Source organism: Clostridium tagluense (genome assembly GCF_003865095.1).
Lineage (GTDB): Bacteria > Bacillota > Clostridia > Clostridiales > Clostridiaceae > Clostridium_AD > Clostridium_AD tagluense.
In genome coordinates, this window is sequence record NZ_BHYK01000022.1 from 41,652 (window position 1) to 68,231 (window position 26,580).

20 protein-coding genes are annotated in these 26,580 nt (G+C 32.2%); 13 read left to right on the forward strand and 7 right to left on the reverse strand.

All coding sequences use genetic code 11. The features are described 5' to 3' along the window. Window positions 1-80: 80 nt before the first annotated feature. Window positions 81-914: a PHP domain-containing protein gene (locus Ctaglu_RS17295; protein ID WP_125003985.1), complete on the reverse strand. Its 834-nt coding sequence runs from the start codon at window positions 912-914 to the stop codon at window positions 81-83. 298 nt (window positions 915-1,212) lie between these two features. On the opposite strand from Ctaglu_RS17295, the gene Ctaglu_RS17300 reads away from it, so the two are divergent. The 6 genes from Ctaglu_RS17300 to folK all read left to right on the forward strand — a co-directional run bounded on the left by Ctaglu_RS17300 (window position 1,213) and on the right by folK (window position 6,267). Continuing rightward, on the forward strand, window positions 1,213-1,806 hold the full coding sequence (locus tag Ctaglu_RS17300) for an anthranilate synthase component II (protein ID WP_125003987.1): 594 nt from the start codon (window positions 1,213-1,215) through the stop codon (window positions 1,804-1,806). A 9-nt stretch (window positions 1,807-1,815) separates the two neighbouring features. Next, complete coding sequence (gene pabB / locus Ctaglu_RS17305) at window positions 1,816-3,165, forward strand: aminodeoxychorismate synthase component I (RefSeq protein ID WP_125003989.1); 1,350 nt, start codon at window positions 1,816-1,818, stop codon at window positions 3,163-3,165. A 35-nt stretch (window positions 3,166-3,200) separates the two neighbouring features. Continuing rightward, entirely contained in the window at window positions 3,201-3,974 is a 774-nt protein-coding gene (locus Ctaglu_RS17310; RefSeq protein WP_125003991.1) for an aminotransferase class IV, read from the forward strand. Between the two features lie 70 nt (window positions 3,975-4,044). Next, a complete protein-coding gene (locus tag Ctaglu_RS17315; RefSeq protein WP_233439844.1) occupies window positions 4,045-4,551 on the forward strand; it encodes an HD domain-containing protein in 507 nt (168 codons plus the stop codon). Window positions 4,552-4,575: 24 nt separating this feature from the next. Then, window positions 4,576-5,382, forward strand: coding sequence for a dihydropteroate synthase (gene folP, locus Ctaglu_RS17320; RefSeq protein WP_125003993.1), 807 nt, complete (start codon window positions 4,576-4,578; stop codon window positions 5,380-5,382). A gap of 66 nt (window positions 5,383-5,448) precedes the next feature. Continuing rightward, a complete protein-coding gene (gene folK, locus Ctaglu_RS17325; protein ID WP_125003995.1) occupies window positions 5,449-6,267 on the forward strand; it encodes a 2-amino-4-hydroxy-6-hydroxymethyldihydropteridine diphosphokinase in 819 nt (272 codons plus the stop codon). A gap of 54 nt (window positions 6,268-6,321) precedes the next feature. Here folK and Ctaglu_RS17330 read toward each other — a convergent pair whose 3' ends face one another. The 4 genes from Ctaglu_RS17330 to Ctaglu_RS17345 form a co-directional block, all read right to left on the reverse strand. Further along, the gene (locus tag Ctaglu_RS17330; RefSeq protein WP_125003997.1) at window positions 6,322-7,374 is read right to left on the reverse strand and encodes a flavodoxin family protein; all 1,053 of its coding nucleotides are present in this window, start codon (window positions 7,372-7,374) and stop codon (window positions 6,322-6,324) included. Window positions 7,375-7,407: 33 nt separating this feature from the next. Next, window positions 7,408-8,652 carry a lactate/malate family dehydrogenase gene (locus Ctaglu_RS17335; RefSeq protein ID WP_125003999.1) on the reverse strand — a complete coding sequence of 415 codons (1,245 nt, stop codon included), beginning with the start codon at window positions 8,650-8,652 and terminating at the stop codon, window positions 7,408-7,410. Window positions 8,653-8,671: 19 nt separating this feature from the next. Next, window positions 8,672-13,534 carry a nucleotidyl transferase family protein gene (locus Ctaglu_RS17340; protein ID WP_125004001.1) on the reverse strand — a complete coding sequence of 1,621 codons (4,863 nt, stop codon included), beginning with the start codon at window positions 13,532-13,534 and terminating at the stop codon, window positions 8,672-8,674. A 137-nt stretch (window positions 13,535-13,671) separates the two neighbouring features. Continuing rightward, window positions 13,672-14,157 (reverse strand): DUF4883 family protein, encoded by a 486-nt coding sequence (locus Ctaglu_RS17345; protein ID WP_125004003.1) that lies wholly within the window; start codon window positions 14,155-14,157, stop codon window positions 13,672-13,674. 141 nt (window positions 14,158-14,298) lie between these two features. On the opposite strand from Ctaglu_RS17345, the gene Ctaglu_RS17350 reads away from it, so the two are divergent. The 4 genes from Ctaglu_RS17350 (at window position 14,299) to Ctaglu_RS17365 (ending at window position 18,269) form a co-directional block, all read left to right on the forward strand. Next, on the forward strand, window positions 14,299-15,237 hold the full coding sequence (locus tag Ctaglu_RS17350) for an N-acetylmuramoyl-L-alanine amidase (RefSeq protein ID WP_125004005.1): 939 nt from the start codon (window positions 14,299-14,301) through the stop codon (window positions 15,235-15,237). A gap of 105 nt (window positions 15,238-15,342) precedes the next feature. Next, window positions 15,343-16,281, forward strand: a complete 939-nt coding sequence (locus Ctaglu_RS17355; protein ID WP_125004007.1) for an acyl-CoA dehydratase activase-related protein — start codon at window positions 15,343-15,345, stop codon at window positions 16,279-16,281. Beyond that, a complete protein-coding gene (locus tag Ctaglu_RS17360) occupies window positions 16,235-17,332 on the forward strand; it encodes an acyl-CoA dehydratase activase-related protein (protein ID WP_125004009.1) in 1,098 nt (365 codons plus the stop codon). The genes Ctaglu_RS17355 and Ctaglu_RS17360 overlap by 47 nt, the downstream gene beginning before the upstream one ends. Further along, on the forward strand, window positions 17,313-18,269 hold the full coding sequence (locus Ctaglu_RS17365; protein ID WP_125004011.1) for an acyl-CoA dehydratase activase: 957 nt from the start codon (window positions 17,313-17,315) through the stop codon (window positions 18,267-18,269). The genes Ctaglu_RS17360 and Ctaglu_RS17365 overlap by 20 nt, the downstream gene beginning before the upstream one ends. A 94-nt stretch (window positions 18,270-18,363) precedes the next feature. Here Ctaglu_RS17365 and Ctaglu_RS17370 read toward each other — a convergent pair whose 3' ends face one another. Continuing rightward, window positions 18,364-20,202, reverse strand: coding sequence for an APC family permease (locus Ctaglu_RS17370; protein WP_125004013.1), 1,839 nt, complete (start codon window positions 20,200-20,202; stop codon window positions 18,364-18,366). 581 nt (window positions 20,203-20,783) lie between these two features. Here Ctaglu_RS17370 and Ctaglu_RS17375 point away from each other — a divergent pair. Next, a complete protein-coding gene (locus Ctaglu_RS17375) occupies window positions 20,784-24,815 on the forward strand; it encodes a beta strand repeat-containing protein (protein ID WP_125004015.1) in 4,032 nt (1,343 codons plus the stop codon). Window positions 24,816-24,835: 20 nt separating this feature from the next. Here Ctaglu_RS17375 and Ctaglu_RS17380 read toward each other — a convergent pair whose 3' ends face one another. Next, window positions 24,836-25,309, reverse strand: coding sequence for a cell wall-binding repeat-containing protein (locus Ctaglu_RS17380; RefSeq protein ID WP_125004017.1), 474 nt, complete (start codon window positions 25,307-25,309; stop codon window positions 24,836-24,838). Window positions 25,310-25,676: 367 nt separating this feature from the next. Here Ctaglu_RS17380 and Ctaglu_RS25320 point away from each other — a divergent pair, with 367 nt between their 5' ends. Next, the gene (locus tag Ctaglu_RS25320; protein ID WP_185732785.1) at window positions 25,677-25,853 is read left to right on the forward strand and encodes a hypothetical protein; all 177 of its coding nucleotides are present in this window, start codon (window positions 25,677-25,679) and stop codon (window positions 25,851-25,853) included. Window positions 25,854-26,056: 203 nt separating this feature from the next. Beyond that, on the forward strand, window positions 26,057-26,320 hold the full coding sequence (locus Ctaglu_RS17385; RefSeq protein WP_185732786.1) for a heavy metal transport/detoxification protein: 264 nt from the start codon (window positions 26,057-26,059) through the stop codon (window positions 26,318-26,320). Window positions 26,321-26,580: the final 260 nt, after the last annotated feature.

A 26,580-nucleotide genomic window follows, 5' to 3' on the forward strand; every position in this document is an offset into this window, starting at 1 on the left:
TTGATCGAATGCAGTTTACGTAATATATACTTTTTTTACGCATTAAATGACATGATAAAAGGGATGTGAAAACATCCCTTTTATTTGTCTAATTCATTTACAAAGGCAGCTAGTTCATTATGACTTAGGAAAACTGAACCAATTACACCATGACTGGTATCTGAGGTTGTAATCCCATGGAAATCTGAACCAGCAGTAATAAACTTATTATACTCTCTAGCCTTTGCTTTTAGAAAGGCTTTTTGTTTTTTTGTATTTATTGGATAGACGGCTTCAATACCATCAAAATCGAAACACATCATTTCATCTATAGAAGACTTTTTAATTAGCACAGGGTGTGCAAGTACTACCAATGCATTAACTTTCTTTAACATATCTATACCATCGGCTGTTGAGATTTTCTTGGTTTGCACGTATGCAGGGCTATCGTTTGAAAGCAAATTATCAAATATATATTTCCAATCATATTTGTAACCAGCATTCATTATAGCTTTAGCTATATGAGGTCTAGCTATTACCCCTTTAGCATCATCTAAAATTTTCTGGTAATCTAATTTTATTTTGAAAAATGTATCTAAATTTTCCACTATTTTTTCAGCTCTTAATACTCTATAAATTTCCATTTCTTTTAAGTAATTTTGAAAAACACCATTTTTATAACTATCATCTTTAAAATAACCTAAAATATGAATACTTTCTTTATTGTGAATAGTAGAGAGCTCTATGGCAGGAACTACCCTTATATTTTCACGTGCACCTTCTATAATTCCTTCTTCAACATTTAAAGTAGTGTCATGATCTGTTATTGCAATAATATCTAAACCTCTTGTAGAAGCTATATAAATTAATTCCTTAGGACTTAGTTTTCCATCAGATGCATTTGTATGAAGATGGAAATCACCTCTGTTGTACATAAAATCACCTCGAATTTAAAGTTTATCATAAATAATATTAAAGTAACTAAAAAATAATTATGATATTTTATTTATATAATATCATTTTAACTAATAATGGTGAATATTAAAAGGGGTTTCTAACAAATAATAATTATTATTTGGAGAAATACCACAAATTCTAAACAGTTTTAGTAATATATACGTTTAATTTTAAAGAATATATGAATCACTTTTAGTGAACTCTTATCCTAATCCTAATGATTTTCTGCAAAATATTTGCTATAATAGGTAATTATAAGAGAATAGGAGATAGATTATGTTTTTGATGATAGACAACTATGATTCATTTGTATACAACCTAGTTAGATACTTTGAAGAATTAGGTGAGGAAATATTAATTTATAGAAACGATAAAATTACCTTTTCAGATATTGAGAGAATTAAACCAGAAGCCATAATAATTTCACCTGGTCCAAAATCTCCAGAATATGCAGGAATTTGCATGGAAATAGTGGAAACATTTAAAGAGAGTATACCTATTTTGGGAATATGCCTCGGTCATCAGATTATTGGTAAGGTGTTTGGTGGTAAAATTATTCAAGGAACCCAGCCAGTACATGGAAAAGTATTTGAAATTGTACATAGTGGAAAATATATGTTTAAGAATATTGTAAGTCCAATGAAGGTTACAAGATATCATTCCTTAATAATAGAGAGAGAATCACTACCAGATGTGCTAGAGATAACTAGTGAGACGGAGGATGGGGTTATAATGGGAATAAGACATAAGCAGTACCTGATTGAAGGGGTACAGTTTCACCCTGAAGCAGAGCTAACTGAGTATGGACACGAAATTCTTAAGAATTTTATTAATGAGGTCAGAACTAAAAATAAAGTTATAAAAAGCTAAGGAGAAAAAATGAAGCTACTAATTGAAAAATTCAACACAAAACTTGATGGATTTGAGATATATTCACTATTTAAAGAAGATTTAAATACAATGTTATTAGATAGTGCTAGAGATGCGGAAACTTTAGGAAGATACTCTTTTATAGGGGTTAACTGTTTTTTAACTTTTAAAAGTAAAGATGGTATATGCTACAAGGGAGAAGAAGTATATGCAGGGGATACCTTTGAAGAGTTAAATAAAATCATAAAAGAATATGCTATAGAAAACAATACTGAGCTTCCTTTTGTAGCTGGCGGAATGGGGTATTTTTCCTACGACCTTGCTAGGGAAGTTGAAGAGCTACCTAATATAGCAAATCAAGATATAGATATACCACATTGCATTTATAATTTTTATGACAACGTTATTATCTTAGATAATCTTGAAAGTAGTGTTTATATATCTGCACTAGGCATACTTAAACCACCAAAAGACAGTATTTTAGATATTGCAGAGCGGATACAAAAGGGCCATAAAATTGTATATGAAAAAGTAGGAAGCATAGTGAATAAATTTACTTCGGGTTTTGAAAAGAAGGATTATATCAATACTGTATCAAAGGTAAGAGCGTATATAAAAAGTGGGGATATATATATTACCAATTTAACTCAAAGATTTAGTTGTAACACCCGTAAAAGTGCATATAAAATATATAAAGACTTAAGACATATAAATCCAGCTCCTTTTGCTGCCTTTATGAACTTTGAAGATTTTAATATAATATGCTCCTCCCCAGAAAGATTTCTGTCAATTAAAAATAGAAGGGTAGAAACTAGGCCTATAAAGGGCACTATGCCAAGAGGAATAGATGAATCAGAAGATTTGAAAAATAAAAATATATTAATAAATAGCGAAAAAGATAAGGCTGAACTTTTGATGGTGGTGGATTTAGAGCGAAACGATTTAAGTAAAGTATGCAAACCCAGCTCTGTTAAAGTAACTGAACTTTTTAAATTAGAGGAGTATAGTACAGTATTTCATTTGGTATCTACAGTAGTAGGTGAACTAAAAGATGGGATAAGCCCTCTAAAATGCATTAAGGCTTGTTTTCCAGGAGGTTCTATAACAGGGACACCTAAAATACGTTCAATGGAAATTATTGAGGAATTAGAGCCAGTAGGTCGAAATGTGTATACAGGGGCACTTGGATATTTAGGCTTTGATGGAAATGTGGATTTAAATATAATTATTAGAACAATCTTAATAAAAGACAATAAGGCTTATTTTGGCGTAGGTGGCGGAATAACTTGGGATTCTAATGAAGAATGCGAATATGATGAAACCTTAGATAAAGCAAAGGCTCTGATGCGAGTATTATAGAGTAGTGCTACATGGGTGACACCTAAGGAGGTATTATGATACTTATAAATGGTAACTTAAGCGAAGACAAGATATCTCTTGATAGTGGCTTTTTCTTTGGAAGAGGAGTCTTTGAGACTATATTAGTTAAAGAAAAACCAATATTTCTTAGAGAGCATATAAAAAGGTTAAATAGTGGACTTAGCACACTAGGGGTAAATAAAGAAATTACAGAAGCTGAAATTTTTGCTGGCGTGGAAAAGCTTAGCCTTAAAAACTCTGTGCTTAAGATTATGGTATCTGAGAAAAATACTATAATTACTAAAAGAGAAATTCCATATATAGATAGTGACTACGCGCGAGGGTTTTCTTTAGGATTAAGTGAGACACGGCGAAATGCACATTCTAATTTAACTTATGTTAAATCCTTTAACTACGTAGAGAATATTATTGAAAGAGATAAGATTATAAAAAAAGGCTATAATGAAGCACTATTTTTAAATACAGAAGGATTTATAAGTGAGGGAGCTGTAAGTAATATATTTTTTGTGAAAAATGGGATTATATTTACGCCAAATATTAAATGTGGCTTACTACCGGGGATTATTCGAGATTTTATTATACAAAATTCATTGTCAATGGGATTTGAAATCCAAGAAGGTGAGTTTACATATGATGAATTAATAAAAGCAGAGGGCGTTTTTATAACTAATAGTATTATGGGTATAATGAAGATAAATAAAATCCAAGATAAAATTTTTAATGAAAGTTTGGTTGTTTCCCAAATAAAAAAGTATTATGATAGATGTGTAGAAAATTATAAGGAATAAGGCATAGAAAAATAGACTAGCAAATTGATTTGTTATTTGTTTGAAGTCGCCTAAATACTACTCCAAAGGGGTGGAAACAATAGATAAAAATTTAATAAATGATAAAATCAATATTATTATAGAAAACCGTAGTTTTCAGTATAATTTAAAAAAGATAGAAAATCTAGAAAAACAAAGAGAATTTTGCAAACATGATATGCCGCACTTTTTAGATGTGGCAAGACTTATGTACATAATAAGTTTAGAAAATACTTTAAATATACCCCAATATATGATTTATGCAACTGCACTTTTGCATGATATAGGTCGTGGAGAAGAATATGAGAATGGAACAGCTCATGATACCGCTAGTGTGAAAATTGCGAGTGAAATATTGAAGCAGTGTAGTTATGATATTGAAGAAATAGATGAAATTATAGAGGCTATAGGAAATCATAGAAATAATACTGAAAAATTAAATAGTCTAAGCTACATATTATACAAGTGTGACAAGCTTTCAAGAAATTGTGCTAACTGTAGGGCTATTTATGATTGCAAATGGCCTGTGGAGAAGAAAAACTTGAAGATAACATATTGAAAATTATTTTTTAGGAGGAAGTTTATGAAAATAGGAAACAAAGATTTTGAAATTGGTAAAAGGACGTACATAATGGGAATTTTAAATGTTACCCCTGATTCTTTTTCTGATGGGGGAAGATTTAATAATATGGAGGCAGCCATAAAGCATGCCAAAAAAATGGTCTCTGAGGGAGTAGATATTATCGATATTGGTGGTGAATCTACAAGACCAGGGCATAATTCTGTAAGTGAAGAAGAAGAGATTAAAAGAGTAGTGCCTATTATAGAGGCTTTAAAGAGGGAGATAGAGGTTCCTATTTCTGTGGATACATATAAAGGTAAGGTTGCAGAACTTGCCATAAAAGCAGGGGCAGCCATGATTAATGATGTATGGGGGTTTAAGAAGGACGATTACATTGCAAAAGTTGCAGCTAAGTATAATGTGCCTTGTTGTTTAATGCACAATAGAGATAATAGGCAGTATAACAATTTAATGGTGGATATATTAAAAGATTTAGAAGAAAGTATAGCAATAGCAATAAAGGCGGGAGTTAAAAGTGAAAATATAATCCTAGACCCTGGTATTGGTTTCGCAAAAAGTTATGAGGAAAATTTAAAAACTATGAATAACCTAGAAAAGCTAAATAGCTTAGGATATCCAGTACTGCTTGGAACCTCAAGAAAATCCATGATAGGATTTGCACTGGATTTACCTGCAAGCGAAAGGCTTTGTGGGACACTTGCAACTACTACTATAGGAATAATGAAGGGTTGTGAATTTATAAGAGTGCATGATATACTCGAGAATAAAAGGGTTTGCGTTATGACGGATGCTATATGCAGAAGTTAAAAGATGACAATGTAAATTTAAGAAATACTCTTAGTTACAAAGGAATATAGGGGGGACATAAATACTATGGACAAAATTTATATAAAAGACTTAGAAGTATACGCCCATCATGGTGTATTTAAAGAGGAAAAAAACTTAGGACAAAGATTTTTAATTTCACTAGAGCTTTTCCTTAGTTTAAGGGAAGCAGGCACAACTGACGACTTAACTAAAACAGTTCATTATGGTGAGCTTTGCCAATTTGTGGAGGAAGAGTTTAAGAAGGAAAGCTATGATTTAATAGAAAAAGCTACAGAGAAATTAGCGGAATTTATACTTTTAAAATATGATTTAGTCCAAAGAGTAGTAGTTAAAATTAAAAAACCTTGGGCACCTATTGGAAAGCCACTTAGGTATGTATCAGTAGAGGTAGATAGAAAATGGCATATTTCTTATATTGGTATAGGTGGAAATATGGGAGACAAAGAAAAAAATGTTAAGGGCGCACTAGAGCGTATAAATAATTCACCGCATACTAAAATAACAAAAACATCAAAATTTTATCAAACAAGTCCTGTAGGATATCTAGAACAAGAGGATTTCTTAAATTGTGCTATTGAGGTAAAAACACTTTTAAATCCAGTAGAGCTTGTACGATTCCTATTATCTATAGAAAAGGAGTTTAAAAGGGAAAGAGTTATAAGATGGGGTCCTAGAACTCTAGACTTGGATGTATTACTTTATGATAATATTATTAGCCCGCAAGAAGAAATAATATTGCCACACCCAAGAATGCAGGAAAGAATGTTTGTTTTAGAGCCATTATGTGATATAGCACCTTATGTTATTCATCCAATTCTAAATAAACCTATAATCCAAATCAAGGAATCTTTAAAAAATAACTAATAAGTAGAATAAGGTTTATTTTTAAAAGATACCTAAAAAGGAAATAAAAGCACATTAGGCTTTTATTTCCTTTTTAATATTCTCAGCAAAATTTTTAGCTGATTCATGAATTTGAGGAACTTTAAAAATTTCACCAGGGTCATTAGCAATAGCCATTATAGAAAAATATGGTGGCAATCTAAAGCCCTTATTTACATTTAGGGCTCCAATTAATTGTTTACTAATGGAATCACTTCCAGAACTACCGGATACCACCACTGCAAAAATATTCTTATCATAAAAGGATATTTTTCTATACAGCACTGTAAGCCTGTTTATTACAGCTGTTAAATTTGAAGCTATTGCATCATTATAGTTAGGACATAGCCATATTATTGCATCAGATTTTTCAATGGAGGGAAGAACATCATCTACCATTACTCCACCATAAAAGCATTTATTTTGAGTGCCGTAATGAGTACATAATTTATAAGAGCAACCTTTACAGTCTAAAACATCTCCATTTTCTATTTGTAGTTCTCTAATATCGTAAAGCGAGAGATGATCCGATGTCATATGCCATAAATCCAAAGTATTAGAAGTTTTATGTGGACTTGAGTATAGCACTAATACTTTAGGATTATTTATGGTAATTGGGTTATATTCTAATAATCGATTTCGAAGCCTAGAGCACAGGTTCAAACAAATTTCTTCTAAGGGCAAATTTAAAACCTTTTTCCAAGTGAGAAAATTTCTAAGGGTTGAAGTAGCTTCTACTACGCTGTGCCCTATGAATGAGCAACCTAAGTTGTTTGCAAGATATATAATATCTTGACTTGTACGTTTGGTACCATGTTCCGTACTACTATGAACAAGGACAGCAGCAGAAGAACCCAAAAGGCATTTATTGCCCTTTTCATATAATTTCGAAAAAAACTCCAGCATTGCAATATCACAATTAATATCTGTACTTTCAGAAGCAAAGAATATTTTCTTGTTTTGAAGGTCAGGAATATTGTAAGCATCCTCCACTAAAGTATAATGGGTGTAACGAGTAACCTCGCTTATCATTTCTGAAAGCATGGGAGATACATTTTTGCTTGGTACAATTACAAATAGATCCTTCATAAAAACCCCCTTTTTACAAACTTCTTTAATAAGTTATATAAAGTCACGAAGAAGTTTATAGGTTGAATTTAACTTACATAAGAGTACTTCATTTAGGTTCAAGGTTTCAAGCTCAGCTCCAGAAGGTATAAGTCTATTTCTAGAGCCCATAAAAGTACCCCCAATAAATGTTGCACTATAATGCCACTGTGAATTAATAGTGGCGAGTATTGACAAAGTTCCAGAAGAAAGAGCTGGAGCAATATATGGTTTAAAGCCTGTAGATCTAACTTCTAAATTTGCAGTCTTAGTGCTAAGAGTTAAAGAATCTGAAAGTGATTCATTATAATTTTCAATACTATCTGCTATGATGAGACCTTCACCATGTGGTCCAAAAGCTCTACCTTCATGTATATAATGTTTTGTAGCATCTTGCTGCATGGCATAATAACAAGCTCTAGCATTCATAACCCCCAGGCCATAACCTCTAATTTGTTCTGGAGCTAGGCCCTTAAAGTCCATATGCCCGGAACTATCTTTATTACTTTCAACAAATGCTACTTTGCAAAGCAAATCCACTGGATCTGATACTACTGCAAATACGCCAATAAATCCTTTTTCACGTGCAAGGGTAGCATAGTGGGAAATTACTTTAGAATTACCTTTAAACTGTGCGAGTCTAACATCTGTAGACTCTTTTCCAACCTCAGGTACGCCAACAGATACACAAAATACAAACATATCACAGTCAAAGACATCTTCCTCTTTTAAGGACACTATATTTATAGAATTTTCATTCATGTCTGGTGAAAGGATTTGACTAAGTTCATATTTGTAGCGTTCATTGCGATTTGTATCCCTATCGTAAAGTCCGAGACTTTGAATTTTTTGAGCGCCTAAGAGTTTTAAACCTGTAAGTAAAGTGCCGCCAACATCTCCAAGTCCTATTACATTTATTCTCCATTTGTTAGGCGAGCTGTATGTTAATACCTGCTTCCAGTTAGGATACATGGTATTCAAAGATGTAACGCGATTATTAATAATAGCTTCTTTTACCCACTGTGGCACTTTCACAGTGGATACTATAGGCCTTACAAGTAAATTTAAGTTTTCTTCTTTTAAAAAGAGAAAATTCTCATGGGAAACAGAGAAACTCCTTCGCCCATGTTCTGGGCTAATCTTACTAAGGGCAAAAATCATGCCCTTATATTTTGCGGCTTCACTTTCAGACATAATCTCAAGACTTGGATATTCTTCATTAGATATTAATAATTTTTCATGGCAAATATAGTAAAACATTTTAAGCACCTCTTTTTATTTATAATAAATTATCTAACCTACGTAATTGCTGTAAATCATTTTCTAGGTAGTGGGAGGGTGAAATATTTAAATCATAATGCATATCACGTCCAATATCAGGACAGCGTGGAACAGTAAATACTTCACCGAGTGAAGCTAAAGTTAAATTGCGAGTATATAAGATATGGTATTCATTTTCTAGAACTTTTAAAAGCTCTATAGAATTTTCAATACACACTCTTGATAATTCATAAAGATTTTTGGGTAGTACATTTTTTATGAAAACTGGGTAAGTATAGGGAAGTATTAAATTAATGGAGGGAAGTAAGTTTCTTTTTGGGTAAGTGCCTCTCCATAGCGCATCTCCACCAATAAATGGGTATAGTGTATTCTCATTAAACCAGATTTTAAGCTTTGGTATAAAGTAAACACTATCAACATCGCGATGCTGCATATCCATTAGATCCTTTCCTCGCCCAGATAGAATGCCAGCAATAATTTTTTTTACATTTATGGACTCCTTTTTTAAGAGAGGGTCTAGAGCTTTCATCCTATAACCTTTATGAAGTATATTATCTACTAGTATCACAGGTCTATTAAAAGACTTTATCATTTTAATTTGATGCTTAAGATTTAAGTAATAAGGGAATTCTCCAATATGAAATTCCTTAAGCTCAGGATTAAAAAACTTTTCTGTATGTAGTGATTTTGTAACAGTATTTGGAACTATATATCTGTCAAGAATATCTCCATAAGGTACACACATAGCTTCCCCATTTTGCTTTGTATGGCTTATTTTAATTGGGACATCATTTTCACTACAAACCTTTTTTATCATTTGCTGGTGAAGTACATCACTATCAAAGGATAATACGAGTTCTCCAGGATACAAATTAGATATAACCTGTTGCAAACGCTTTCTTGTACTGCAAATAACTTGCTTTACCCGTGCGCTGCTCCTAAAGGGTTCTTTAAGAATATTTTCTAAATCTAAGTTTAATACACAAGGACTATTCATATCCACCACAAGAGCAGTTAAACTAGGATCAGTGGTATCAACTTTTTTAAAACCATGTAAATATAGAAGTTCTATTAATGAAGGAGCATATAATTCTTGTAAAATTGGTTTGAAAATTGCATATTCATAATCTTTAGATAAGGCATAAGCTAAAGACTCTGTAATAAGTATTTGCTCTAGTATTTTATTCTTCTCTTTACTTTTTTCCTTATTGTTTATATAGACTAGATCAATAAGGATAATTCTACCAGATGCATTTTCACGAACATATCTTGATAATTTATCATCATATAATTCACTGTATAAAATATTGGAACGAATCCAATGCATTGATGCAAAACCTAGAATCTCATGACTTTGGATATTTTTAATTATAACAAGTTTTGGCGCTATTTTTTTCGATAGCTGGGTTAAAATTTGGAAAACAAGTTCTTTGTCACTACAGGAATTAGAGAGCTTTTTTATAAAGCTTTCAGTAAACTCTTCAGCAAACTCAATATCTATATGAGGATATGCCAGTGATAGCTTATCCTGTGGTTCTCTTTGATAAAAACCATTTTCATAAATATACTGTTGAACTAGCGGATCAATTAAGCTTGAAATATCACGGTTGTCATCAATATAATTTCTTATTTGACTAGAGCTAATACTGGCATAACTAGAGGGCAGATTTATTAATTTAATTTCTCCAAGGATTCTTTTCTTAGCCTCATCTAATTGTTTGTTTTTTCCACGCTCAAAAATTATATGTGGAAAAGTGTGTATAGAAAATTCAGTTACAGGCTTCTTATAGCAAGTAGCATTTAATATAACATCGCTGCCAGAAGCGAAATAAACCTGAGATTCACTAAAGTTTTCCTTTAATACTTTCAAATCCTCTGGATTAGAAATATTTGTTGGAAAGCTTTCTGGATAAATAAAAATATCTAATTCATCTGCAATGGACATACTTAGTAAATTTTTACGAAGTAAATTTGGTAAAGTTTTCTTTGACCAAGAAAACTCATCTACAGATAAATAAACTTCAAAACCCATATTTCTTATAGATTTTGCAATGTTTTTATGACTAAGGGAGAAGGGGTCAAAGGTGCCCGGGAAAAAAGCTGTTTTTGAAGGAATAGGTATATTAATTTCACCTATAAAGAAAGTGAAATCTGATATAAATCTATATATGTGATTTAGTGCTGCAGAATTTGTAAGGAAAAGTAACTGTTCTGCGCTATCCTCCGTAATTAGTGTAAGAATTTTTTTTGCAGTTAATTTAAATATAACAATTTTCTCCTCTAAAGACAGCAGTTTAGAACCAAAAACATCTTTGCCAAGGGTACTTATGGCGGACTGTTTAACTTTTGTTTTGTAATCAGCTAGACCATTTAAAAGTATACCAAGTATATTTAATAGGCGGTTATCATAATCCTCTGATTTTTCAATAAATCTACTTCTGTACTTAGGATAATTAGCTAAGCACACACCTAGAGTTTTAAGAATAAGAGGCTTTACATTTTCATTGGCTATTTTTATTTTGATTTTTAAATCATCAATAATTTCATTTAACTCCACAGGTTGTAACCAAAGAAGGATTTCACCGAAATATGGTGGAATATACTCAGTAAATCTATGGCCTTCTATCTCTAGTGCCCGAAGAAGTTCTACTGAAATTTCATTTCGTTCAGGTAATGTAAGTGTGGGCATAATTTTAAGTATGGCAATGCCGGCTCTACTGCGAACACTCTCAATAGCACTTACTTTAAGCAAATTACAAAAATGAATAGCTGTATGTAGTCCTGTGGCAGGGGCTTTATTTAAAGTGTAATTTAATAATAAATCGATTTGGTTTTTCTTTTTTATCCAATCAGTTGCTGTTTTTAAATTGCTTAAAAATATGTCGGGTATTTTTGCATAATCCTCTTCACAAAATTTTTGAAAAATAGGAATAGAAGTTTTAAGATTAAGCAGTGTGAAAATTCTAAGTTTAAGTAAATTTTCTGCAGGGAGTTTACTTTTAGTATAGTAACTGGAAAACTGTCCTATTAAATTTTCTTTTAAATAATTAGATTTTGGAAGCTTTATTATTAAGTCGTTTATAATTTCTAAGGCAGAAAGCCTTAAAATACTGCTTCTTTTGTTTGTCATTGAAATTACATATTTAAATAATACGGATAATTTCTCTTCATAAGGTTCCATGGGAATATATTTTGCAGTTACGAGTAAAAATAATTGAGTTTCCGTATTGCCAAAGTGTGCAGAATCATAATACTTAAGAATAATATTTCTGTAGGGGATGAGCATACTTTTTCTGCAATTTTCAAATAAGCTATTAACCATAATTCTAGTGCTATATCCCATCCAAGTTTTATGACTTGAAATCATTTTGTGGCTTGGATAAAGTAACAAATTCAAATATTCCGCAAATAAATCTGAGCTTGGTGTATTAGGGTTTTCTATATTAACATTTTTGGGAATTTCCTTGCTATAGTATTCGTCAAAGATAGCTATAAGCACTCCAATAAGCTGAGCACAAACACGTCTAATATCGTCTTCAGAATGAGTCAGATTATCATAGAGAAACTTAATAGTCTGTAGCTTTTGTTTTTGAGTTAAATATGTAGAATATTCTTCAAACACCATTATATATTGTCTTAAATTCTTCCAGTCTTTTTCGCTTCTAGCTTGTTCTAATACCTCATCTAAAGAAAATTCGTCACGCAAGGTATGCATTAAGTTAATATTATGATTTATAGAAAGATATTTAAGGTTTTGAACTATATCATTTCCTTGCATTAGTGAATAAATTGGAGATTTTGGAATTGCATGATTTTCATCTTTATCTAGACACGTATTAATGCCAATACTAATTAAATAATCTTCAAAATCTTTTAGTTTAGCATATACCCTTCTATATCTTTTTTCTTTTTTTTCATCAACATTTTCTAATTTATCGAGTATAACCTTAAAGGATTTATCTAAGGAGAAGATGTTCATAGTGGGGCCAAAACTTGTTTCGAGATTTTTAACTCTAAAGTCAGAATATATTAATATTAGTGATTCTAGTGATAGGTTTTCAAGCTCTAAATCCCAGGTAGAATGATTTATTGCAATATTTCTAATGTAGTTTATGTTATGTTTTTTAAACCATTGATCTGTGTAATAGTAATGTAAATGAGGAACTCTTTTAAGATCATCACCAAAGCAACCATATTTTCCAACATCATGCCCAGCTGCAGCTCCTGAAACTCTACCTAAATCTATTTTAACATTCTTGCGCTTAAGTTGCCTTGCAAGATATACCGAAAGAGAGTGCACTCCACAAATATGGTCAAGGGTATTATATTTAAAAACCTCACCATTAAGTTTCATCATCTCATATATATAGTCTTTTTTAAAAGCTTTAGTGAATTTTACATATTCATCGTCATTTTCTAAACTTTCTATTTCTTCCTGTAGTAAAAAGTTCATGGCGTATTCACTTTGCCAAGTGCTATCACTGTAACTTTTTTGAACATTGCATACAATTCTAAGAACTGTTAGATATAGTCTGCAAGCAGTTTCTAAATTACTATGAAGTGTAATAGTTACAGCCTCTGGAAAGGATTTATCTAATGCAAAATTATATAGGTATTTAAGCATGTCTTTGGGTAAATTATCTTTGCACAGCTCAGTCATCACAGGTTCACAAATTAAAAGAGTGCGTGTGCATGTAAAATCCATGCATTCTATCATAATTCTTAAGTTTTCTAAATAGCATGAGCTTGATAAAAAATCTTCTATAAGAGCTTTTGGAATATCATGTCTTTTCAAATATTTTGGACTTAATAATTTTTTGGATATTTTTTGATTAATCTCTTTAAAATCTATAGCTTGCATGAATACCTCCTCATAGTTATCTTGGACACACAACAATTATGGATTGCTATGTGCCTTATCTATATTAGAAATTATATACTTATAATGTGATTAATTATAGAGGAGAATGCAATTATCCTAGAAAAAAAATAAATACCTTATTTAGGTATAAGGTATTTGCATAGTCCATAAAGATTATAAGCTTTGTACATTTTACTTGTGTCAATGTAATCCATGCTGTATTCACCATCCCAGGGATATATGGAAATAGAATTCTGGCTATAGACATTTATAATATATTTATTTTTACTAAAGGTTAAAAATATTTTATATAAAGGTTTATTTGGTAAGTTAGCTGGCTTTTCTATGAAATTATCTTTATTTAATGAATTGAAAAATCCAGTGAATGAAGATAAATCCTCCACAGAAAAGTCCTTCTTCTTATAAAAATTCATATATAGAGCATAAAGCTCTGTTGGCTTTTCTAGAGATAAATCTTTCATTAATAAATTTGTGTAATAATAATTGTTCGGTTTATTTTTTGTAAAAACAGTTTTATTAAATGTATAATTGCATCCAGAGAGATTTAAAAAGAAAAAAATACATACTACTATTAAAATAGATTTCTTTATATTAATCTTCAAATAACCACATCCTTATACTGCCTTGTAAATAAAATATGTTGCAAAACTGTTTTTTATTACACAATATATGGATATTAGCATATTTTAATTGTGAGATAGAAAATTAACTTGGAATTAAAGTTTAAAGGGAGGAAAATTACTTTGAAATATGGGATTGATATTGGACACAACTGTCCACCAGTAGACACGGGAGCTGTGGGTATAAGAAAAGAAGATGAGTTAAATAAACAAGTTGGAGATCGCGTTATAGAAAAACTAAAAGCACTTAAGTATGAGGTAGTTGATTGCACTCCAAGTTTTGCATCTAATTTAGGAAACTCGCTTTATAAAAGAGTAAATAAAGCAAATGAAGAAAAGGTGGATGTCTATGTGTCTATTCATTTTAATTCAGGCGGTGGGCGTGGAACAGAAGTGTTTGCTATATCAAAAGAAGGAAAAGACATAGCAAAAAGAGTTGTGGATGCCATAGCAACCTTAGATTATGTTAATAGAGGGGTAAAGGATGGTAGCTGGTTATATGTACTAAAAAACACAAAAATGCCTGCTATACTTGTGGAAGGTGGATTTGTAGATTCTAAAGAGGATATGCAAAGATTTAATGCAGAAAAGACAGCAAATGCTATTGTAAAAGGGCTAACAGGAAGTACCGTTAATGAAAAAGACAGTGAAAATGGAGATGCAAAACCCTCAGTTGACATTGCATTGTTAAAAATGCAAAATGGATTGAATATATTAAATATATTAGATTATACTGGAAAAAAACTTAATGAGGATGGAATTATGGGCGAAAAAACTATATCTTCCGTTAAGAGATTCCAAGGCATAGTAGGCCTCGAAATAAATGGCATTAATGATTTGAAGACAAATGTAGCACTTGCAAATATTTTGAGTAAGCCTCTGCTTAAATTTGGCAATAATAATATTGTTGCTAACCGTTATATTCAGTGGAGATTAAATATAATTATAGATGGAATATTTGGTAATGATACTGAAAAAGCGGTATTAAAATATCAAACTATAAAAAAAATAAATGTTGATGGTATAGTGGGGATAATTACTTGGAATGGATTAATAGTGTAAAAAAATCTGGACTTAAGTCCAGGTTTTTTTATATTTAGGAATACTTTTTAGTTTAATAGTTCAGAATAAAGAAGTACTAATAGATTGGAAAACGAGGAGGAAAATATGAAAGTTGGTGTCCCAAAGGGCTTATTATATTATAAATACCATCCTTTTATAGAAAAGTTTTTAATTGAATTAGATGCAGAAGTAATTACATCTACAGATACAAATAAAGATATTTTAAACGCAGGAGTTAAATGTTGCGTTGACGAGGCTTGTTTGCCTATAAAGATATTTCATGGACATATAATAGATATAAAAGACAAATGTGATTTATTAATAGTACCTAGAATTATGAGGGTCAGGGAGCGAGAATTTATATGTCCTAAGTTTTGTGGACTTCCGGAAATGATATTATATAGCATACCAAATATGCCAAAGGTAATGACAGAACCTATATATGCTACCAGTGAGAAGGAGTTATATACTTGGTGTAAAAAACTTGGGAAGATGGTTACCGGAGATACTAGTAAAATAAAATCTGCATTTAACAGTGCATTAGAGGAGCAGAGAAACTTTAAATTTGGTATTAAAGATGAAGGATTTAAAATAACTATTGCACTAGTAGGTCATCCATATAATCTTTATGACACTTTTATTAATATGAATATAGTAAAAAAATTAAATAAAATGGGAGTGGGGGTTATAACAGAAGAATATGTAGAGGAGGAGCAAATTAACTTACAAGTAAAAACTCTTTTTAAAAGGCCATTTTGGACCTTTGCTACAAATTCTTACGGATTTACAACTGCTATAGCAAAACACAATGAGATTTCCGGGGCAATATATATATCATCCTTTGCTTGTGGAATAGACTCTGTGGTACTTGAACTTATTAAAGAAAAAATTGAGGATTTTCCACTATTAGTGTTAAAAGTTGATGAACATACTGGTGAAGGCGGTCTAGACACAAGGATTGAGGCTTTTATTGATATGATTGAAAGGAAAAAAAATAATGAAAATAACATTTCCACATTTAGGCAACACATATCTTGCAGCTAAAGCACTATTTGATGGACTGGGAATAGAATGTATAATTCCACCTTTTAGTAGTAAGGAGGCGCTAGAATTAGGTTCAAAATTTTCTCCAGAAGAAATGTGCTTACCGTACAAAATTATGATGGGTAATTATTTGCAGAGTATAGAAAAGGGCGCAGATACTATAATTATAGTTGGAAGCTGTGGACCTTGTAGATTTGGTGAGTACTGTGAATTACAGATTAATGCACTAAAGAAAATGGGACACGATTTGACTTTTATTGTAGTGGATAGCCCTTTTGATATAGGCAAAGAGGAATTTTTAAATCGTTTATCCAAGATCGCGGATAATAGTACAAAAAGTAGGGGTGAAAGATTTAGAGCACTAAAGATAGCCTATAATGTAATTGATTTAATAGAGAAAATTGAAAGTAAAGTACATTATTTAACAGGATTTGAAGTAAACAAAGGACAATTTAAGAAACTTTTAAAAGAATGCAAAAACAATGCTGTAAAAGCAAATACACCATCACAGATGGTGAATATCCTAAAAGAATATAAGAAGAAAATAAGTGAGATTTCTATTAATAAACATAAGTCACCAATAAAAATTGCAATTATTGGTGAAATTTATACGGTAATTGAACCATTTTCTAATCTTTATATAGAAGATAAACTTATGGATTACGGAGTATCCACTAAAAGAATGCTTACCCCTAGTTGGTGGATTAAAGACACGGCGCTTAGGTGCTTAAAGCTTAATTCAATTGATATAAGAATAGCCTCAAGGCAGTATCTTCCACATTATATTGGTGGGCACGCTAGAGAATGTATAGGTGAAGCATTACTTGCGCAGAAAGAGAGTTTAGATGGAGCAATTCAAATTTTCCCTATGGGATGTATGCCAGAAATTGTATCAAAAGCTATTTTGCCTGCAATTTCAAATGACAAGGATTTTCCAATAATGACCTTGGTAGTAGATGAAATGACTGGAGAGGCAGGATATATTACTAGAATAGAAGCATTTGTAGATATGTTAGAAAGGAAGAAAAACAATGTATTATATGGGAGTTGATGTAGGATCTGTAAGTACTAACATTGTACTATTAGATAATACTTTAAAGGTTATTCAAAAATTATATTTAAGAACAAAAGGTAAACCAATAAAGGCAATCCAAAATGGACTTAAAATTTTAAGTGAGCAATATGGTAGTGAGCAGATAGCTTCAGTAGGTACTACGGGTAGTGGAAGACAGATGGCGGCTTTTTTAATAGGAGCTGACATAATAAAAAATGAAATTACTGCTCATGCAGTGGCAGCCCTTGAAATTGACAAAGATGTAAGCACTATATTAGAAATTGGAGGCCAAGATTCAAAGATAATCTTACTGAAAAATGGCATAGTTACAGATTTTGCTATGAATACGGTATGTGCAGCAGGGACAGGGTCTTTTCTTGATAGGCAGGCAGAAAGGCTTGAGATACCTATCGAAAATTTCGGGCAGTACGCATTAAAGTCAAAATCACCCGTAAGAATAGCTGGTAGATGTGCTGTTTTTGCTGAATCTGACATGATACATAAGCAACAGCTTGGATATAATGAGGAAGACATAATAGGAGGTCTTTGTGAGGCCATGGTACGGAATTATTTAAGTAATGTAGGTAAAGGAAAAGATATTCGCTCAAAAATATTTTTTCAAGGTGGAGTGGCAGCAAATATTGGCATTAAAGCAGCTTTTGAAAAAGCACTAGGAACTGAGATTTACGTTCCAGAGCACTATGATGTAATGGGTGCTATAGGATCTGCAATACTTGCAAAAGAAGAACTTATGAAAAGTGGAAAAAGCAATTTCAAAGGTTTTGAAATAGCAACTAGTGATTTTGTACCTAGAAGTATTGAGTGTAATGGTTGTGGTAACAATTGTGAGGTAATTCAAATAAAAGATGGAGAAAAAACTGTAGGCTGCTTTGGAGATAGATGCGGTAAATGGAGCGGTAAGATGGTGATATAAAATTTAAAAAAGACAAATACAAAAAAACACCTAAGAAAAATTTTCTTAGGTGTTTTTTTAAATTTAATGGTGTAAGAGGGGAAAACATTCATTTCTACTCTTCTATTATATATGGTACAGTAAGCACTGCCACATTTCTGTTTTTATATAGCATACTCTTTATAAAATATCCTGTTTGGTTATGAAGTATATTATGCCACCACTTAGTAATAGAAAATTGTGTTACCACAACTGTTACAGTTTCACCATGTTTTGAAGCCCGTTCTTCAGATTCTATAAAACTCATTAATGGTCTCATTATATCCCTATAGGCAGAATGTTTTATTATTAATTGAATTCCGGGATTATACTCTTTCCATTTTCTTTCTAATTTTTCAGTAGCTTCTGAATCAGTGGATACATGAAAGGCAACTACATTTTGTGATAAGCATCTAGCGCAGTTTAATGACTTTAAAAATGATTTATTTAAGGCGCTTACAAGTATTATCACATGTTGTTGGTTATTCGTTGTCACCCCTTCATTAGGTCTTTGTTCTAAGGTTAATTTAAGTTGCTCTGCTACTTTGGTATAATGTTCCTTAACCTTCGCCATAAGATAAACAAGTATAGGTATTATAATACAAACTATCCAAGCACCATGGAAAAACTTTGTTATGCCTATGAGTATTACCGTAATAAAAGTTACAATAGCACCTAATCCATTTATAAATGCCTTATGTCTAAAGCCAGGTGTTCTACTTCTTACCCACTTTAAGAACATTCCAACCTGTGAAAGTGTAAAAGATAAAAATACACCTACTGCATATAAAGGAAGAAGCAAATGAGTATCAGCTTTAAAAACAATAATTAACATAGCTGCAGCTGCTCCCAGTACTATTATTCCATTTGAAAAACTTAGTCTCTTTCCTCTTTGAGAAAATTGTCTTGGAGCATATCCGTCTTTTGCCATCAAAGAAAGTAAAAGTGGTAAACCTGCATAGGCTGTATTTGCAGCCATTACCAAAATTAATGCAGTGGTAACTTGCATAGTGTAAAACATAATGTTTTTTCCGAAAACTTGCTGAGCAATTTGAGCGAAGACTGTTACATCTGGATGAGGTACTGGATGATAAATTGTTGCTAGGAAAGATAAACCACCAAAAATAAATAGAACTAAAAAAGCTAGTAAACCCAAAACAGCTTTTGCATTTTTTTGTGATGGTGCTTTAAAGTTAGGTATACCATTACTTACAGCTTCAACCCCTGATAATGCAGTACAGCCTGAAGCAAATGCGCGAAGAAACAGGAACAATGTAATGTCACCTATTGCTTGTGGCGCTGGATACAGTGGTGCTGGTGAATAGTTAAAAATAGAGTGCCGTACAATACCAGTAACAATAAGCACTACGCAAGAAAAGATAAATAAGTATGTTGGAACTCCAAAAAGCTTAGATGATTCCTTAACTCCTCTTAAGTTACCTAATGTTATGATGAATAACATTGTAAGAGCTATGGCTACTTTATGAGGAAGCAAGGATGGCATAGCTGAAGTTATTGCAGCAGTTCCAGCACATATACTAACAGCAACTGTCAGTATATAATCTATAGTAAGTGCCGCTCCAGCAGTAAGCCCTGGGACTATACCAAGATTATCCTTTGCAACTATATATGAGCCTCCACCACATGGGTAGCTATCAATAGTCTGCCTGTAAGACATAACAAGTAAAAATAATAGCACAACAATACACAATGCGGCATAAAACATATATATATATGACATAAGACCTATAACGCCAATTAATACAATTAAAATTTCTTCCCCTGCATATGCAACAGAGGAAACAGCATCACTAGATAAAATGGGCAGTCCCCAAAAAACATTTAATTTTTCTCCCTCTAATTCTTCTGTTTTTAGTGTCTTGCCTATTAGTAATTCTCTTAACTTTGAAAACATAAATACACCTCTATAATAGAATTTATCATTACAATATTTCCTATTATATAGTATTGATTCAGGAACTTCAATTCATAATTCGTTCAAATAAGCTAAAATTCGACTAAATTAGTGGGTTTATTCACAAAAAAATATATGTTGTCTCTCATGCTTTTATATACTTACTGTAGATTCGTTTTAGAGGGCATTTGAATTGTTATAATATTACATCTTTTAGGCGGCATAAAAATTTCAAGGTGGTAATTCATATCAAACTCCATTTAAGTGACAATGAAGATCTGGCATCTGTTTCTTTAAGTTTTTAATGGATCATCGAATGTTACCAAATATATCACAACTATACTTTATGGGAAATGTTGACTTTACCCCTAAAGAAAAGACGATTTATTACGATAATTTATTTAAAGAGTATTTATGCAAGGATGCAAATTTATGCAAGGATGCAAATTAATAATTTGGAGGTACACATGAAAATTTGCTTTTATTGTTATTATAATTTAAGTTAGATAAAGAACACTCTATAAAATTTATCTAATTGTAAATAGTTGATATGCATCTTATTATTGAAAGGAGTTATTACAATGAAAAAGTCACTTTTAGGAATTTTGTCTATACTAATGATCGTATTTTTTGTTTTTCAACCATATACGGCCTATGCACTAAGCGCATCAGCTGCACCGAGTTCAGATGAGGTTACAATTACCAACAATGTAATAGGAACAGCGGATTCTATATATATCACTGGTGTAATGACTGGTGATATAGTTAATGTATATAATGCTGCTACAGGTGGAAAAATAATATGCAAAGCAACTGTAGGTGCAAATAAAACAGATTTAACTATAAAAATAGCGCAGATTGGAGCTTTAAAAGGAAGCGTGTATATATCTGTTATGTCTAAAGGTATGACGGAGAGCAGTAGAACTAAAATGGACTATGATTCGGAGCCTGTCTCCAATACTCCATTGTCATCTGGCATAACGGTTACAAACAATTCAGGTAAAGCCGATACAATATATGTTTCGGGACTTATTCCTGGAGATGCAATAAAAATATATAATAAGGCAACTGGAGGAGGCTTACTTGGAACTGCAACTGTGGGGGCCAATACTACAGATGTAACTAAATCCTTCACTCAGCTTGGTGTTGCTGGTGGAAGTGTATATATTTCAGTTAAGAGTAAAGGGATGCTTGAAAGTGATAGAGTAGGAGCTGATTTTTCAGCCGAAAATTACTCAAGCGCACCCAGCGATAGTAACATAACAATTACAAATAATTCAGGTAAACCCGATACAGTAAATCTTTCCGGGCTAAATCCTGGCGATATAGTAAAAATATACACTGTAGCAGTTAGTGGAAATTTATTTGGAGTTGCCACAGTACCTTCTAATACCACAGAGGTAACCAAGTCTTTTACTCAGCTTGGAATTACAAGTGGAACTCTCTATATTTCAGTCACAAGCCTAGGAATGCATGAAAGTACTAGAACGCCTATAGTTTTTTCGGCTGAAAATCAATCCAATTTAGTGCTTGTGAAAAATGTAACAATAACAAACAATACGGGAAAAGTTGATACAATATATGTAGATGGACTTTCTCCTAAAGATAAAGTTAATGTATATACGGTAGCATCTGGAGGAACTACAGTAGCAACAGGAACTGTTGCAGCATCTGGATTTGATGTTACTATTAATGTATCTCAATTGGGCAAGACCTCAGGAACTGTTTATCTTTCAGTTACAAGTTCAGGAACGCTTGAAAGTGATAGAACTGGCGTAACCTATAATGGAGAATTGCAATCAACTTTAGTTGATTCTAGTAATATATTAATCACTAATAATGTAGGGACGGCTGATACAGTTACTGTATCCGATTTTGCTGCGGGAGATGTGATTAAGGTATATGATGCTTTAACTGGAGGTAATTTATTAGGAACTGCAACAGTGGCAGCTATGAATACCGCTGCAACAGCTAGCATATCACGACTTGGAACTTCTGCGGGGACTGTATATGTTTCCGTTACAAGTACAAACAAGATAGAAAGTAGCAGAATTGCAACATCTTATGCTGCTGAAGGACAATCTAATACCATAGGTGTGAATAATATAATTGTAAGTAATAATTCAGGTAAAGCGGATACAGTATATGCTGCTACATTAGCTGCTGGTGATGTAGTAAATGTATATGATAACGCGAGTGGTGGGACTTTATTAGGGACTGCTACAGTAGCTGCTGGTAGTACAAGTGCTACGGTATCTATAGCTCAGCTTGGAACTGGTTCTGGAAGCGTATATGTTTCTATAACTAGTACAAATAAAATAAAAAGCTCAAGAACACAATCTACTTACGCCGCAGAAGGTAGTTCTACTATTGTAGATATTAGTAATATAGTAGTTACTAATAATGCAGGACAACCTGATACAGTACAAGTTGGTAGACTTTCAGATAATGAAATCATCAATGTGTATGATGCAGCACGGGGTGGAAATTTGATAGGAACTGCAACAGTGGCAAAATACAGTTCTGAAGCAACAATAACAATTGCTCAGATTGGAAGCCAAGCAGGCGATATTTATGTTTCTAGAACAAGTACAAATAAAATAGAAAGTGCTAGGGTAGACGTTAAATATGCTGCTGAAGGTCAATCTAGCTTGGTAGATGCTATAAATGTATCAATTACCAATAACTCAGGTATGGAAGATACTGTGAAAGTAACAGGACTTTCTGCTAATGATATTGTAAATATATATGATTTGGCTAAGGGTGGAAACTTACTTGGCACTGCCACAGTAGCTTCTGGCGGTACTGATGCAATTATTTCTATACCGCAACTTGGAACTACGGCAGGAAGTGTTTATGTATTAGTAACAAGTACAAACAAATCTCAAAGTGATAGAGCAAAAGTAGATTATTCTGCAGAGCCAACTTCCAATACTCCAGCAGCTAGTAGTATTGTTGTTGCTAACAATGCAGGAATTACAGATACTGTAAAAGTAACGGGACTTTCCGCTACTGATATAGTGAATGTATATGATTCTGCTACTGGCGGAACATTACTTGGAACTGAAACTATAGCAAGTTATGCAACAAGTGCAACAGTTTCAATTAATCAGATTGGAACTGGATCAGGAAGTGTATATGTTTCTGTAATAAGTACAAGCAAACTTGAAAGTGGTAGAACTCAAGTAGGATTTATCGCAGAATCTAAATCTCATTCACCTGTAGCTAAAAACGTAGTTATTGTAAATAATGCGGGAATAGCTGGTACAGTAACAGTTAGCGGAATAAGCGGTGGCGATATTATAAATGTTTATAATGCCGCTGTAGGAGGAACTTTGCTTGGTACAGCAACAGTTGGAACTTATGATACAGAAGCAACGATTTCTGTTACTCAGCTAGGATCTGTAGCTGGAGATGTATATGTGTCAACTACAAGCACAGGAAAGCTAGAAAGCGATAGAACAGTGGTTAGTTACGCTGCAAAACTAGTTAGTAGTGCTCCAGACGTTGCAAATATAACAGTAGTAAACAATGCAACAATACCTGGTACAGTTGCATTGATAGGTCTACAACCTAATGATGTAGTTAATATATACAGCAGTGCTACTGGAACTTTGTTAGCAACAGCAACGGTGCCTGCTGGTAGCAGAGCAGTAACACTTACACTAACACAACTTGGAATTAGTGGTGGAAACATATATGTTTCTGTGAAAAGTACTGGTAAAGCAGAGAGTGCTAGAATCCCAGTAACATATAATGCTGAATCAAAATCAGATGCTCTGGCTAAAGGTGATATAACCCTAGTAAATAATTCAGGAAAATCTGATACCATTAATGTAACAGGTTTATCATCTAAGGATATAGTTAAAGCTTATAGTTCGGCTACTGGTGGAACTTTACTTGGAACCGCAACTGTAGCAAGTGGTGATTCTGACGTTACTATAAGTATTTCGCAACTTGGAACCATTGCTGGAAGTGTTTATTTATCTGTAATAAGATATGGTGATACGGAGAGTGCTAGGACGCAAGCTGATTATGTTTCAGAGTCTATATCTCTTCTTGTAGGAAATGTATCTATTGTAAATAATGCTGTATTAGCTGATACAGTAACTGTAAACGGCGTAACAGCTAATGATATTGTTAATGTTTATGACGCTGCAGGTAATGGTAATTTGCTTGGTTCGGCTGTGGTGTCAAACAATAACAATTCAGTTATTGTTACCATACCACAATTAAATACTAACGCGGGAAGTGCATATATTTCTGTTGCAAATTTCGGAAAAGGCGAAAGTAGCAGAATAAAAGTAAATTATACTGCGGAGCAAGACTCAACAGCTGTATTTGCAGGGAATGTAAGCATAGTTAATAGCAAAGTAAATACACCTGATACAATTACAGTGAATAATTTGATACCTAGTTCTCTTGTAAAAGTTTATGATGCTTCTACTGGTGGAAATTTGATTGGTATAGCAACAGCATCATCCAATGGTACACAAATAACTATTACTATATCTCAACTTAATTTAGCGTCAGGAAGCGTATATATTAGTGTTACAATTCCTGGTAAGAATGAAAGCAGCAGAACCAAAGCTGACTATGTTGCTGAAAATTAGAATAGTTTACCCATAAAAAATTATATTAAAAAAACCCTTGTAAACAAAATAAAATGTTTACAAGGGTTTTTTTTCTGCGCCCAGAATGTGCGCAATCTAATTTTATTGAGAACATGATCTGAAATTGTTTGTTCACTACTAATAACTAATATATTTTTATCATTATATTTAATTAATTTTTGTTTTGTAATTTCTGGTAAATTATCTCTATAAGTAAAAAGCATAGGTACTCCCATATGTGCAGAATAATATGCGGCAGGTATACATTCAGTATACTCATCAGCAGAGACTATCATAATGGTTTCTTTACCTTCCATAGAATCCGGTGAAATTTTATATCTAAATTCCATTGCTTCACATGCAGCATGAATAGGGTCATTTCCCGCAATTCTTATAGTTGACAATCCTGTATTTAATAATTGCAACTCTATCATTGATGATATTGGTCCAACTATAAGTACCTTTGCAGGTAAATTTTTACCAGTTGGAGACAATCTAATAATTTCATTATAGGTTTCTTGTGCAAGATGATTTGCATTTGTGAAGATTAGCGGTGCATTTATGGGAAAATGTATTAATGGTGATGCAAGTAATCCATAATTAATTACTCATAATATAATATGATATTGTTTTATTTAAAATATGTTCAATTTCAATAGGGAGTATCACTAATATTAATTTAGAATAATTTTTACTAATTGCATAGGACATTTTAGCAGTTTTAATATAACTTATCAGGAAGTGTATAAAGGATATAAAGCTTAGATTTAGTTTTAATATTTCTTTAGATAGTGCGCTTCTACATAGAATCTTTATAAGTATTTTGTATGATGTTTTTATGAGAAAAAAGGAGAGGTGAATATGGAAACAATAATAACAATACTAATATTTATAGGTGGAATGTTTGCTATGTCTAAATTAGGTTTAGGATGTTGCAAAGGACATGGGAATCGTTCAGACCATGAAGGAAATAATAGCAATAAAAGCTGCTGTAGTTCTCAGAAACAAAAGGTCTCTAAGGATACTTTTGAAAAATAGTTTTAGCAAATGCGAGTAATATTTTATAAAAATTGTATATCTTTATAATCTCTTTATATTATTTTGTAATAATAATGGTAGATAGAGTTAAATTATTTACGGAAGGGAGTTTTAGTTCAGTTTCCGGATTTAACAAATGTACTACGAATAAAGGGCTTTAAGCCATTACGATAATATTCAAATTTGAAGGGAGATATATATAAATGAAAAAGAAGATATTAGTAAAAAGTATGACCTTGGGACATGATCTAAATCATGTTGTCCAAGTGCTAATGGAAATTGGGGCACAAGACGTGGACATTAAAAAGCTTGTTGTTACTGCTGAAATAAGCAAGAATATTACTGATGAAATTATTAAGGCAGCTATTGAAGAGGCAGGATATGATGTTGTAAAAATAGAAGCCACTGCTTTTAAATATACAAAAATTTCAAGTGTTATACGAAAATATGATGAGAAGATAGCATAGAGATAATTCTTTAGATCTTTTAAATGAATGTTAGTCATATCAAAGGAGTAGTGAAATCTTCCATTTTGATATGACTTTTTAATTAGTGATAAAGATATGAATAAAGTAGGTATGGTTACTGCAGTATTTTAAGAAGCGTGTCTATGCCCTCTATACTATTTTTAAATGCATAACCATAAATGTGGACAATCTTCATAAGAACTTCATAAGTTTATGATAAATTCACTCTGTACATTATAAAACTTAAAAGAGTGAAGGAG